We start from the raw sequence: 13,722 nt of genomic DNA on the forward strand, positions 1-13,722 counted from the left end.
AGTCCACCGCCCACACGAGATTCGGTGCGACCGCTGCCGGGGCGTCGACGGTCGAGGATCCGACGCGTTTGCGCCGCCGCCGCTGGGGGACACGGAGGCCTTCCTCGCGCCAGAGCCGCTGGATCTTCTTGTGGTTCACGACCCACCCCTCGCCGCGAGCGTCGTGGTAGGCCCTGCGGTATCCCCACCGCGGATGCTTCTTCGCGTACGCGCGCAGCCAGTCCCGCAACGCCCTGTCCGGGTCGGCGGTCGTGTCGCCCTTGAGCGGGCGACGGTACGCGGACCTGCTCAGCCCGGCCAGACGGCACGCCATCCGCTCGCTCACCTGCAGTGTCCTGATCAGGTGAGCGACGGCGGCGCGGCGCCTGCCCGGGCCTAGAAGTTTCCCTCAGCCAACTCCTTCAGCGCGGCCTTCTCCAGCTCCGCTTCGGCCAGCAGCCGCTTCAGAGTGGCGTTCTGCTTCTCGAGCTCCTTGAGACGCTTCGCGTCGTCGGCCTTCAGGCCGCCGTACTGGTTCCGCCACCGGTAGTACGTCTGCTCGGACACGCCGAGCTCCCGACACACCGCGGCGACGTCCGCGCCGTCGGCGAGCATCCTGTCGGCCTGCCCGAGCTTTCGGACGACCTGCTCCGGGGTGTGACGCTTCCTGCTGTTCGTCATGATCTGACCAGTCTCCCTGCCCGAACCCTCGGGCGACAGGACGACTCACACAACGACTGGACCTACAAGACGGGGTCAGTCCACGCCTGTCGGCCCATATAACCCAGACTGGGCGATCATCAAGCACGAGGACGGGGAGGACCGGATCTACATGATTCGCGAGACGAAGAGCACGCTCGACGACTCGAAGCTCCGCCCGACGGAACTTGCGAAGATCAAGTCAGCGAGGGAGCACTTCAAGGCCATCGGGATCGACGACTATGAACGCGCGGTCCCCGGGCGGTGGAACCTTTGAGTGGCGGCGATGAGGTGAGAACTCAGAGAACCGCCGGCCCCAAGAGACGGCCAGCCTTCGCCGTGAACTCGACGCCTGCCCCATCCTCGTCAGTCCATGGCGCGGTCGGGCACGGCGGGCCGACGCTCGTGCCGATGACGCATCGGTAGGTGGGCGCTTCGCCGATCAAGTCACGTTCCGATAGCGTCACGTCGGGGGAGGTCTGATGCTTGCGCACACGACCGCGTACGGCGCCGGCGCCGTCGCGAAGCTGGGGGAGTTTGTCGCCGAGGCCAAGGGGGGTGACCCGCTCGCGCCGGTGACGATTGTCGTGCGCGACAACATCGCGGCGATCGGTGTTCGGCGGGCGCTCGCCCGCGGTATCGGCAAGCACCGAGGTGTAGCGGCGATTAACGTCACGACACTGCGCCGACTCGCTGAGCAGCTGCTCGCGGCAGCCGGGGACACTAAACCCCAGGTCACCTCGGCGCTGCTCACGGGCCTATGGCGCGGCGCTCTCGCCATCGATGCCGGGTGCTTCGCGCCGGTGGCGCGCCATGCCGCCACGGTGAGAGCCCTCGTTCGCGCTCACCGCGAGCTGCGCGAAACGGATGCCGCCGCCGTCGACACGATCGCCGCCAAGGGCGAGCTCGGGGCAGACCTCGCGCGGCTGCACAGGCAAGTCACGGCGACCGCGCTGGATGGACGGCGCGACGAAGTCGCGGTGCTGAGGGACGCCGCATCGCACGTCCGGCGAGGCGCTCAACTCGACCCGTTCGGGCCGGTCATCCTCTACCTCCCGGAGGAGCACTCGCCTGCGGAACGGGACTTCGTCGCGGCGCTGGACGAGGCATCCGGCCTCACCGCCGTGGTCGGAATCACCGGGGATGCTGATGTTGACGGGCCCTTGGCTGAGATTTTCGGAACCAAGGGCTCGACGGCCGATGGCGAGCCGGTGGGCGCAACATCCGCGCTCCACGCCTCCGACTCCGACGATGAGGTGCGCGCGATCGTGCGCGAAGTCCGCGCGCTTCTCGCCCATGGCGCGAAGGCCCACCGCGTTGCGGTGCTCCATCCGGTCCCAGTCCCGTATGCACGCCTCCTGCACGATCACTTGGCAGCGGCCGGTATCACCACGAATGGGGCGGGGGTGCGCCCGCTCCGCGACCGTGCGATCGCGGATGCGTTCCTCACTCTGCTCGCGCTCGACCCCGACGACTTGCCGCGCGTGGCGGTGTTCGACTGGCTCGGACGCGCCCCCATTCGTGTCGCCGGGGACGGGTCCGACCCGGCCCCCCGCACGCGCTGGGAGAAGCTCAGCCGCAAGGCCGGCATCACGGGCGGCGACTGGTCGGAGCGCCTCGCCGACCATGAGGCGCGGGAGCAGGCCCGACTCGATGCCGACCGCGACAACCCCGACGCGAGCGCGGGCAGCCTGGCTCACCGCGAAAGGTCCATCGCCGAGGCGCAGCAGCTGGCGACCTTCATCGACGAGCTGCGCGGCCGCCTCCTCGAGGGTCGCCACGCGACTACGTGGACGAGTGTCGGCGAGTGGGCGCTTGCGCTCCTGCACCGGTACCTCGGCAAGACCGACGCCCGCAATCGCCTGCCCGAGGACGAGCAGCGTGCCGCTACCGCGATTGAGAGCACCCTGGGGTCGCTCGCTGAGCTCGACGGAATCATCATGCCGAGCATCTCCGACTTGATCGAGATCCTCGACGTCGACCTCGACTCCCGCAAGCCGCGCGTCGGACGGTTCGGCGACGGCGTGTTCGTGGGGCCGATCGGCAGCGCGCCGTCGCTCGACGTCGACCACGTCTTCGTGCTCGGCCTGTCGGAAGACCTGTACCCGGGCCGCCACGCCGTCGACCCGCTGCTTCCGGATGCCGCACGCGAAGGGACCGCGCTGCCCACCGCGCGTGATCGCATCCGACTGCAGCACCGCGCTGTGCTCGCCGCGTTCGCGGCAGCTCCGCGGGTGACGGCGAGCTTCCCGCGGGGCGATCTGCGCCGAGGTGCGGAGCGCCTTCCGAGTCGGTGGCTCATGCCGACAATCCGGGCTCTCGCCGAGCTGCCGAAGCTGGAGGCGACGCGCTGGGCCGAAGCATCCGGACTCCGCTCTGTCGCATCGCACTGGGAGGGCGTCGCACGAGCCGAGCAGCCGGCGAACGCGCAGGAGTGGCGCCTCCGGCACCTCGCCGGCGACGAGCCGTTGGCAGACGACGCCGCCCTCGACGCCGCGCTGGAGCTGATTCACGCGCGCCGCGACCCTGGCTTCACGCGATTCGACGGCAATCTCGCCGGAGTCGCGGGTCTACCCGACTATGCCGACGGCCACTCGCTTATCGCGCCCACAGCTCTCGAGACGTTCGCCGGCTGCCCGCACGCCTTCTTCGTCGACAGGATGCTGGGCGCTCGGCCCCTCGAATCGCCCGACGAGATCATCAGCATCCGACCGTGGGATCTCGGCTCGATCGTGCACGAGGTCATCGATCGGCTCACGACCGAGTCGCCTGAGCTGCCGGGCTACGGCGAGCCATGGACGCCGGAGCACCGCGAGCGGATGCGCACCATCGCCGCCGAGGTCATGGGCGAGTACGAGCGCCGTGGTCTCACCGGCCATCCGCGCATGTGGGAGCGTGATCGTGAAGCCCTGCTGCACGACCTCGACCTGTTCCTCGATCTCGACGATCAGGCCCATGCCGCGCGCGACTCCCGCATCGTCGGCAGCGAGCTCGCCTTCGGCATGAAGGGCAAGCCTGCCGTGCACGTCGAGATCGACGGCGGGGCGGTCGGCATGCGTGGCAGCGCCGATCGCGTCGATGAGACCCGCGACGGCCGGCTCGTCGTCACCGACTTCAAGACCGGGAGCGCGGGCGGATTCAAAGACATCGACAGCGACCCCGTCGCGGCAGGCCGCAAGCTGCAACTGCCGCTCTGTGCGCACGCCGCGCGGGCCGCGTTCGACCACGACGGACCTGTCGACGCGGGCTACTGGTTCATCGGTCGGCGCGACCGCGGCAAGCGCGTCGACGTCACCCTCGATGCGCACCTCGAGCAGGTATACCGCGACGCGCTCGACACCTTGACCGAAGGCATCCGCACCGGGCTCTTCATCGCCCGCCCACCCGAGAAGGACGACTTCCTCTGGGTGCAGTGCGCCTACTGCAATCCTGACGGTGTCGGATACGGACACGTGCGCGGTACCAACGAGAAGAAGCGAACGGATGCCTCGCTCGCGAGGCTCTATGGGCTGCTCGACCCGACCGTGGTCGCGGTCGACACCACCGAGAGCCCGGAGGGCGCCGAATGAGCCTCGAAGACGACGACGCCCGGGCCGAGATCCGTGCGCGGCTCGACGAGAACCTCTTCGTCGACGCCGGCGCCGGCTCGGGCAAGACCTCCGCGCTCGTCGGACGCGTGGTCGCCTCGGTCATGGGGGAGCACCCTGTGCCGCTCGCGAAGACCGCCGTCGTGACCTTCACCGAGAAGGCCGGTGCCGAGCTGCGCGACCGGCTGCGCGCCGCGTTCGAGAAGGTGCGCATCGACGCCCACGACCGGCACACTATCCGGCTGGCCCAGGAGGCGCTCGACGACCTCGACGCCGCAGCGATCGGCACACTGCATTCGTTCGCGCAACGCATCCTCGCCGCGTTCCCGATCCAGGCCGGAATGCCGCCGCTGGTCGAAGTGCTCGACGAAGTCGGGTCGTCGGTCGCCTTCGACGACCGCTGGGCTGTGATGTGGCGACGGATGCTCGACGACGATGCCCTCGCCGAGCCGCTGCACCTCGCTCTCGCCGTCGGGGTCAAGGATGAGCAGCTGCGCTTCCTCGCCCGCAGATTCGGCAACGACTGGGACCTAATCGAGTCGCACGTGCTCAATGCCGCCGATCGGGGCATGGTGCTACCCGACACTGGTTCGCTGGCACGGCGCGCGACGCTGGTGGCCGAAGCGGCGAGCGGATGCTGCGACGACTCCGACCTCTTCCTCGGTGTCATCCGCACGGTGGCGGGGTGGGTGGACCGCTTCAGTGCGGCGACCGATGACCGGGAGCGGTTCGCGCTGGTGCGCGAGCTCAGCAACCTCAAACTCGGCCGCGGCGGAAGGTCAGGAAACTGGCCCGACCTCGCCGGCCTCAAAGACGAGGTCAAAGCGCTGACCGCGGATGCGCGGGAGGTCGCGGGGCTCTACGGTGACTCTGCGCTCCGGCCGCTCGCGAGGTGGATCGCGGCGGCCGTGCTCGACGATGCACGCCTGCGAGTGGCATCCGGAGGTCTTGAGTTCCACGACCTGCTGGTCGCGTCGCGTGATCTGCTGCGTACGAGCGGCGACGCGCGTGCCGCGTTGCAGCAGACGTATCCACGACTGTTGCTCGACGAGTTCCAAGACACCGATCCGATTCAGATCGAGCTCGCTGTTCGCATCGCGGGCGGGCGGGATGCAGATGCCGCCGACTGGCGGGACGTGGTGCTGCCTCCGGGATCGCTTTTCGTCGTCGGCGACCCAAAGCAGTCGATCTACCGGTTCCGGCGTGCCAGCATCTCGACGTATCTCGACGCGGGGGCGCGGCTCGGGCGTCGTCTGTCGCTCACGACGAACTTCCGCACGGTGCCGCCGGTGCTGGACTGGGTGAATGCCGTCTTCGAGAACATCATCACCGAAAAGCCTCAGGCACAGCCGCGGTACGAGGCGCTCGGTGCGGCCCGGACGGTGACGGGTGACGACGGGTCGGCGCTGGACGGCCCGACCGTCACGCTGCTCGGCGCTGAACCGCATCCGGCGAGGACGCCGGTGGGCCCGCAGCGCGAGGCGGAGGCCGTGGACGTGGCGTCCGTCATTCGCTCCGCGCTCGCCGAGGGCTGGACCGTCGGCGAGGACTACGAAGAACTTGAGCTCGACGGCTCGATCGCCAAGAAGACGAGGTTCCGCCCGCTGGCAGCGCGGGACATCGCGATCCTTATCCCCGCGCGCACATCGCTACCGTTCCTCGAGGATGCGCTGGATGCCGCGGCCATTCCGTACCGCACCGAGTCGAGCTCGCTCGTCTACCAGTCGAACGAGATCCGGTCGCTGCTCGCGGCGGCCAGGGCGATCGCCGACCCGAGCGACCAGCTCTCGGCGGTGACCGCGCTGCGTTCGGCGCTGTTCGGCTGCGGCGACGATGACCTCTTCGTCTACAAGCGCGACGGCGGGGCCTTCACGGTGTCGGCGCCGGTGCCTGAAGCGCTCGCCGACACCCCGACAGGGCGAGCGATGAGCTACTTGAACGGTCTGTTCCGACGAAGCCGATGGATGACCCCGGCCGAGCTGCTCACCGCTCTCGCAGTGGACCGACGCGTGCTCGAGGCCGCATCGGTGACCGAGCCGTCGTCTCGCGCGCGCGATCAGTGGGGGCGCGTGCGGTTCGTCATCGACCAGGCCCGCGCCTGGGCCGATATCGAGCACGGCGGGCTGCGCGAATACCTGGCGTGGGCCGCGCACCAGTCGCAGGACGGAGCCCGAGTCGCGGAGTCGCTGCTGCCCGAGACCGACCTCGACGTCGTGCGGATTATGACCGTGCACGCCGCCAAGGGACTCGAGTTCGGGATGGTCGTGCTCTCGGGCCTGTCGAGCCACCCGAATCGGCAGAGCGGGGTGCGGCTGCTGTGGGGCGACGACAACACCTACTCGGTGAGCCTGACCAGTTCGCTGCAGACGACCGAGTTCGCGGATGCCGCACCCCTCGACGAGCAGATGGACGACGAGGAGCGCAGACGCCTGCTCTACGTTGGCGCAACCCGGGCGCGCGATCACCTCGTCGTGTCGCTGCACAGGGCCGAGCGCGACGCGGTGTCGACGGCGGCCGAGATCCTCACGGACGCCGGGGCGATCGACGTGCCAGGTGTGACGGTGTTCCGACCCGGGCCGAGTTCTGCGCCTGAGGGCGCCCGGCGGGAGCCACCGGGGCCCGGCCCATCGTGGGACGATTGGTCCGCTGGAACCGAGGCTGCGCGCGCCGCATCCCGTGCGCCGTCGGCGGTCACAGCCTCGGGACTCGAAGGCACCGAACCCGACGTTTCGTGGGCGATCGCCGAGGTCGCCGAAGACCCGGTGGCCGCCGAGCTGGTCGCGGGTGGGGCGAAGGGCGGGCGTGACGTCGAACTCGCACCGTGGCTGAAGGGCCGGTACGGCAACCTCATCGGTCGCGCCGTGCACGGCACACTGCAGGCGGTGGGCGGTGACCCGTCGCTGGTGGATACCGTCGCCTTGGCGCAGGCGCTCGCCGAAGGCATCCCTCTTCTGGCATCTCACGTCGGCTCGTACGTTCGGTCGGCCCTCGCGACCGATGTGGTGCAGCGCGCATTCGCCTCGGAGCACTGGAGCGAGCTGTACGTTGGTGCGACCGACGATGACGGGATGGTCAACGAAGGGTTCATCGACCTGCTCTTCCGCGACGCCGACGGCGCACTCGTCATCGTCGACTACAAGACTGACAAAGTGACGGATGCTGCATCCCTCGCATCCCGAGCCGGCCACTACGCGCCGCAACTTCAGGCGTATGCGCGGATGCTCGAAGCGGCCACGGGGGAGCGAGCCCGAGCCGAACTGGTGTTCCTCGACAGCGGTGGGGATGCGGGGCGGGTCGTGCCGGTGCCCGTCGGCTGACGGGTGATAGGAGTCTGTGGTGAGCGGGGAAAGCCGAGTGCGCGGGAGTGGGCAATGCCATCAACCTTGACCTGGCTGGACGCCTCGCACGAAGAGCAGCGACGGATGCGCGACATCGTAAACCTGTTCACACAGAAAGACAGCCGCGAAGAGCTCGGCATCGGGACGATGCGCGATGCCTTGAGCGACATGCTCTTTCCCGGCACGTCCACCCTGCTCACCAGGGCGCGCTACCTCTTCTTCATCCCGTGGTGCTATCAGTTCGGTGCGATGCATGCGACGGATGCCGAAGGTGGACGACGCGTCGGGGAACGCGCCGAGCGCGACCTCATTTCGACGCTCATCGGCGAGCACGAGACGGATGGGCTACTCGGCCAGCGCGTCGGATCGGCGCTGCGGATGCTGCCATCGACGCTGTACTGGGGGACCATGCGACGGTACGGCATCCTCGCTCCCGGTAGCACCACGCTGAACGCTGCGGTCACGGCCGACATCGAGCGACGCCATCGGGATCCGGAGTCCGACACCGAGCTCGGGGGCTGGCTGCCCAGCCTGCCACCGGTGCCCCGCGACTTCCCGAAGACGTCGGCGGGCGGATTCGAGCTGACTCTGCCTGAGGCGGAGTTACTCGCGCACCGTATCCGGCTGGGTGCCGAAGGCAGCCTGCTCGCGCATCTCGTCGACGATCGCCCGGGCGACAACCGAGCGCCGTGGCTCGACCCCGCATCGCACCGGGCACCCGAATCCGTCCAGGCAGGGCTCGAACAGGCGCGACTCTTCTCGTTCGCCGTGCACGGCGCGGCGCTGCTCTACAACCTTGAACTAGCCAAGGCGTACACCGAGGCGGGATACACCCGCATCGACGTATCGGTGGATACCTACGAGGCACGATACGAGCGTTGGCTTGCAGATGTGCCGAAGTCGGGACTGGATGCCTGGGACATTGAGGACTTCTTCGCCCTCGTGCTCCGTGAGAACCCGCGGATCAGCACGCGCAGCCGAATGTTCCTGCGCGATTGGGTCGGGCTGACGCTCCAGGGTGACCAGCAGCGGGCGGCCGATCGCGTCCGCCTGCACGAGCGCCAGCACAAGCAGGGGCAGTCGCGGTTCCGGAACCCGAAGCTACTCGAGGTATGGGGCGGCGCGTCCGGTGACGGCGAGATCGTCTTCCGCTGGTCGCAGGTGCGCCGCGTCCTCGCCGACATCCACCACGGGCTAGCGAGGACCGATGCTCGCACCGACTGACCGCAGCCTGTTCACCGACCAGCTGCGACCGCCGAGCGGCTACGAACTCATGCGCGCGATCGGCACCAGCTTCACGCTCGACCTCACGACCGCGCTCGGAGTGCCGCTCGCGTTCGGACCGGCGGCGATGAGTGAGTCACGGGACCCCATCGCGATCCTCGACGGTGTTCGGCGGTTCGCCGACCGGGTCGACATCTTCGCGCAGGCGGGCGAGGTATTCGTACCGCCGGCATCCGACCTGGTCGCGCTGCTCGAGCCGATGATTCACCCGGTGGCACTCACGCGCGGTCGCCTCTTCCACCCCAAGGTCTGGGTGCTCGAGTTCGGGCGCGACGACGAACGCGCCTACCGTCTGCTGTGCTCGAGCCGCAACCTGACGAGCGATCGCACCTGGGACACCATCCTTCGGCTCGACAGCTCGTCCACCGGAGCACAGGCCGACAACGCACCCCTTCAGGAGTTCGTTGGGCGCCTGCCCGACCTGGCTGTGGTGCCTGTGAACCCAGAGCGCCGACAAGCGATCGCCGCACTCGTTGAGGCGCTGGGCGACGTGCGCTGGGAGCTGCCCGAAGGCGTGCGTCGAGTCGGTTTCCACCCGTTCGGGCTCGGTCGACAACCCGATCCCGCTCTGTTCGACGCCTATCGCACCGTCGTGATCTCGCCGTTCCTCTCCGACGAGGGGATCGACCATGTCGTGGCGCGCCGAGCAGGAACGGCGGTCGTCGTGTCGCGGCCTGAGTCTCTCGATCGGTTGAAGCCCGCCACACTCGCGCGTTTGACAAAGCTGTACGTGCTAGATGCCGGCACGAACGAAGACGAGGAAGCCAACCAACTTGTGGGATTGCACGCGAAGGCGGTCGTCGTCGACCGCAAACGGGGCACCAGCTGGTTCGTCGGCTCCGCGAACGCTACGGGCGCAGGCTTCGGAGGCAACGTCGAGTTCATGGTCGAACTCGAGACAAAGGGTGACGAAGCCAGTCGCCTCATCGACCCCCGGCATCCGCTAGTGAACCTGCTGCTGCCGTACGAAACCGACGGCGGCGTCGAGGACGACCAGGGGCAGAAAGACGACAACGCGCTCGACCGCGCAGTGCGCCTGGTCGCTGCGGGGTCGTTCGTCGTGGAGGGAGTATGGGACGGCACGGCCTTCGCGACCACGATTGCCTCCGAGAGAGCGGATGTCGCCAGCGCGGGTTTCTCGGTGACGGTGCGCCTGATCACCCAGCCCGGTAGAGCAATCCCGTTGCCCAGCACGGGTGAATTCGCCTCCCTCGGAAGCGTCGCCCTGGAGGATCTCAGCCCGTTCCTCGTGGTCGACGTGATGGATCACCGAAGCATGGTGCGGTCCGCGGTGGTCATGGCCGAGCTACGTGGCGACCGGCCGGAGCGACGGCAGGCGATCCTGGCCCGTCAGGTCAACAGCCCCGAGAAGTTCATGCAGCTGCTGGCACTGCTGCTTTCGTTCGGCTCTGCCGACATGTTCTTCACGGCGGGTTCATCCGGTGGGCATGCCGAGGGTCCGGCAGCCTGGGCAGAGTTCTCCACTGGCATCTTCGAGCGGCTGGCGCGAGCGCTAACCGACGCGCCTCACGCGCTCGACGACCTCGCCTCGCTAATCGAGGGGATCAAGGTGCGCGATGACGCCGACTCTGTGATCCCCGAGGGGTTCGCGGCTCTCTGGGCCGACGTCCTAGAGGCGCGGGCGGCGACCTCGTGAGCCGGTACGACGCGGCCTCCGTCATCGACGCACTTCGGCCATTCCAGCGAGCTGCCGTTCTCCACGCGACGGACCGACTGTATGCCCCGGGTGCGACCGGGCGCTTCCTCGTCGCTGACGAGACCGGGCTGGGTAAGAGCCTCGTCGCTCGCGGCGTCGTCGCGAAGGCTGTCGAACTGCTGCAGGACGACGACTCGGTCGAGCGCATCGATGTCGTCTACATCTGCTCGAGCACCGAACTGGCGAACCAGAATCTGCGGCGACTCGACATCACCGGGCATGCGGGGTATGCCTCATCCACTCGCCTGTCGCTCCTTGCGCGCGAGTCGGCGCGGTTCCGTCGCGTCCCGGTCGTCGGCACCAAGCAGCTGAATCTCGTTGCCTTCACCCCGGGAACCTCGCTCGATCTCGATCGATCGAGAGACGGCCACGTCGACGAGCGCGCGCTCTTGTTCGTGCTGCTGCGTCGGCTCGTTCCCGACTTCGACCGTGACGATCTCGTCCAGGTGCTGCGGTGTCGAGCGAGCACTGGCCGCTTCGAGTCGACGGCGCAGTGGACCAAGTGGATGCTGCGGGATGGTGTCGACCAGGACGTGCTGGATCGGTTCGCAGCGTCTCTGCGCGGAGGCCTTCTCGAACGTCTGATGGGGCTGTTGGAGGTGCAGCGCGCGACGCAGGACGCATGGGGATCTAACGGTGGTGTGGTGCTGGCGCTCGTGTCCGAACTACGGCAGGCGCTGGCCAAGGCCTCGGTCAGATCGCTCACCCCGGACCTCATCATTCTCGATGAGTTTCAGCGGTTCCGGCACCTGCTCGACCCCGCGGGTGGGCCTGCGGCTGAGCTCGCCCACGCCTTGTTCGACGATCCCGCGGCGCGGGTGCTGCTGCTTTCGGCGACCCCCTACAAGCCGTACACGATCGGCAATGCGGATGCCGACGATGACCACTACCGCGATTTCATGGCTACGCTCGACTTCCTCTTCGACCGGAACGCTGAAGCGATGACCCAGGTGCGGGAGGCGTTCGCCGACTACGGCGCGGCGCTCATCGCATCAGATAGGGGCAGGGGCGCCGCGCAGCAGATACGGCGGCTACTGCTCGATGTGATGAGCCGCACGGAGCGGCCGCGCCCTGAAGTCGATCACTCCGATGCCGATCTCGCGGGGGGTGTTCTGAGGGCGGAATCCGCTGCTCGCGATCTTGTCGACTTCACGCACCTGAGACGCCTCGGTGCGGAAGCCCGTCAGCCGATCACCGTCGAGCAGTGGAAATCGATCCCGCACTTCGCGCATTTTCTGCGTTCGTATGCGGTGGGCAGGCGCCTCACCAGCGCGCCTGATGAGCGGTTGATCGATGCGGCCGCGCGCGCCCGAACCCTCGATCCGGACGCGATTCGGGACTTCGCCGTGATCGATCCGGCGAACGGGCGACTGCGCGCGCTCGCTCAGCAAACCGTCGACGCCGACATGTGGAAGCTGCTCTGGATGCCGGCGTCCCTGCCCTATTTCGTACCGGACGGGCCGTACGCCGATCTCGACGGAACTGCGATCTCGAAGCGGGTCGTCTTCTCCTCGTGGACTGCAACGCCGACGTCGATCGCGTCACTGTTGAGCTACCGCGCCGACCGGCTCGCAGCCACAACGGGCGGCCGCATCGCCGAGTACTCGGCGGAAGCGCGCAAGTCGATATCGCGACGGCTGAACTGGGGCCGCGAAGCGCGCGCTGAGCGGATGTCGACGATGGCGTTGTTCTGGCCGCATCCGGCGCTCGCCCAAGAAGCGGACCCGCTACGGCTTCACGGCGTCGCGTCCGACGCGCGCGAGGCACTGTCCTTCGAAGGCGCGCCCACCCCGGAGGCGTGGGAGGCGTACTTCTCGCGCCCCGGCCGCGCGCCGGCGGGGGCCGACCCTCACGCACTGTTCGCGGCGCAAGCGGACGATGATGATGAGTCGGATGGTGGGAGTGTTCCAGCATCCGCGGGTCTTCGCGCACATCTGGATGTCGTGCAGCGCACGCCGCAGGATGGCCGCACGCACGAGCTCCTGCCCGATCTCGCGTTGCACGGCCCCGCCAATGTCGCATGGCGAGCACTCGGGCGCCTTAGGCGGCCCGGTGACGGAACCACAGAGGCTGGGCACTGGGGCGCCGCGATCAGCGTCGCTGAGGGTCTGCGCAGCCTGTTCAACCGTGTGGACACGCACGTCCTGCTCGCGGCCGTCTACGGAACCGAGCAACCCTACTGGCAGTCGATCTTGCGCTACATCGCCGACGGCAACCTGCAGGCGGTGCTCGACGAGTACTTCTACTGCCTGCGATCAGAGCGCGCGGGTCAGGAGCTGACCGACGACCTGTTGCGGAAGATCGCCGGTGACGCGGTGAGTGCCCTGACCGTGCAGCAGGCGACCTACCGAGCCGCAAACCCCGCCGCGATCCACGACGACGATCAGTCCATTCACTTCTCGACGCGCTTCGCGCTCAGGTACGGTGCAGCGGGTGACGAGGTCAAGAGCGGTGCCCGCGACGAGGGTGTGCGCCGGGCATTCAACAGTCCGTTCCAGCCGTTCGTGCTGGCATCGACCAGTGTCGGTCAGGAGGGTATCGACTTCCACTGGTGGAGCCACATCGTCGTGCATTGGAACCTGCCGCCGAACCCCGTCGACTTCGAACAGCGCGAGGGCCGCGTGGACAGATATGCGGGACATGCAGTGAGGAAGAACGTCGCCGCAGCGCACCGGGCCCGCGTTCTGGACCAGCAACCTGACGACCCGTGGGCCGCCGCGTTCGAGCTCGCGGCCGAGGATGACAACGAGTTCGGTGAGTTCTCGCCGTGGTGGGTGTACCCCGGGCCGGCAAAGGTACGGCGTGAAGTGCTCGAGTATCCACTCAGCTTCGACTCGGACCGCTACATGCGGTTGCGGAAGTCGCTCGCGCTGTACAGGCTCGCGCTCGGCCAGCCGGCGCAGGCCGACCTCGTGGAGCTGCTCCAGTCGCGCGGAGTCGATCCGGCGGAGGTCGCGCCCATTGACCTGTCTCCGCCTCGACGCCAAGGTCGAAGACGCGACACGGTCGACGTCCACGACACCGCCGACGCCGAACGTGGCGACGGACGCCGGGCACGCCACGACGCCGAAGACTCCACACAGACCGAATGAACAATGCACGCAGGCACTTTCTGTGT

At 68.3% G+C, this 13,722-nt stretch carries 6 protein-coding genes and 1 pseudogene; 6 read left to right on the forward strand and 1 reads right to left on the reverse strand.

Going from position 1 to position 13,722, the window contains the following annotated elements; all coding sequences use genetic code 11:
• A pseudogene (locus MHY30_RS08195) lies at positions 1-660 on the reverse strand (transposase); the annotation flags it as partial.
• 16 nt (positions 661-676) lie between these two features.
• Here MHY30_RS08195 and MHY30_RS15155 point away from each other — a divergent pair.
• From MHY30_RS15155 to MHY30_RS08225, 6 genes are all read left to right on the forward strand, one after another.
• Positions 677-955, forward strand: coding sequence for a hypothetical protein (locus tag MHY30_RS15155; RefSeq protein WP_275438239.1), 279 nt, complete (start codon positions 677-679; stop codon positions 953-955).
• A gap of 205 nt (positions 956-1,160) precedes the next feature.
• The gene (locus tag MHY30_RS08205; protein ID WP_239276386.1) at positions 1,161-4,247 is read left to right on the forward strand and encodes a PD-(D/E)XK nuclease family protein; all 3,087 of its coding nucleotides are present in this window, start codon (positions 1,161-1,163) and stop codon (positions 4,245-4,247) included.
• Positions 4,244-7,582, forward strand: a complete 3,339-nt coding sequence (locus tag MHY30_RS08210) for an exodeoxyribonuclease V subunit beta (RefSeq protein ID WP_239276387.1) — start codon at positions 4,244-4,246, stop codon at positions 7,580-7,582. Before MHY30_RS08205 ends, MHY30_RS08210 begins: the two co-directional genes overlap by 4 nt.
• A 54-nt stretch (positions 7,583-7,636) precedes the next feature.
• Positions 7,637-8,827, forward strand: coding sequence for a DUF6361 family protein (locus MHY30_RS08215; RefSeq protein ID WP_275438237.1), 1,191 nt, complete (start codon positions 7,637-7,639; stop codon positions 8,825-8,827).
• Positions 8,811-10,544 carry a phospholipase D family protein gene (locus tag MHY30_RS08220; RefSeq protein WP_239276389.1) on the forward strand — a complete coding sequence of 578 codons (1,734 nt, stop codon included), beginning with the start codon at positions 8,811-8,813 and terminating at the stop codon, positions 10,542-10,544. Before MHY30_RS08215 ends, MHY30_RS08220 begins: the two co-directional genes overlap by 17 nt.
• Positions 10,545-11,137: 593 nt before the next feature.
• Positions 11,138-13,696: a helicase-related protein gene (locus MHY30_RS08225; protein WP_239276390.1), complete on the forward strand. Its 2,559-nt coding sequence runs from the start codon at positions 11,138-11,140 to the stop codon at positions 13,694-13,696.
• Positions 13,697-13,722 lie beyond the last annotated feature (26 nt).

This window comes from Microbacterium sp. ACRRU (assembly GCF_022346945.1).
GTDB lineage: Bacteria > Actinomycetota > Actinomycetes > Actinomycetales > Microbacteriaceae > Microbacterium > Microbacterium mcarthurae.

Coding starts and splice junctions, on each gene's coding strand:
- MHY30_RS08210 (WP_239276387.1), top strand. CDS start 4,244: ATGAGCCTCGAAGACGACGACGCCCGGGCCGAGATCCGTGCGCGGCTC.
- MHY30_RS08220 (WP_239276389.1), top strand. CDS start 8,811: ATGCTCGCACCGACTGACCGCAGCCTGTTCACCGACCAGCTGCGACCG.
- MHY30_RS08205 (WP_239276386.1), top strand. CDS start 1,161: ATGCTTGCGCACACGACCGCGTACGGCGCCGGCGCCGTCGCGAAGCTG.
- MHY30_RS08215 (WP_275438237.1), top strand. CDS start 7,637: ATGCCATCAACCTTGACCTGGCTGGACGCCTCGCACGAAGAGCAGCGA.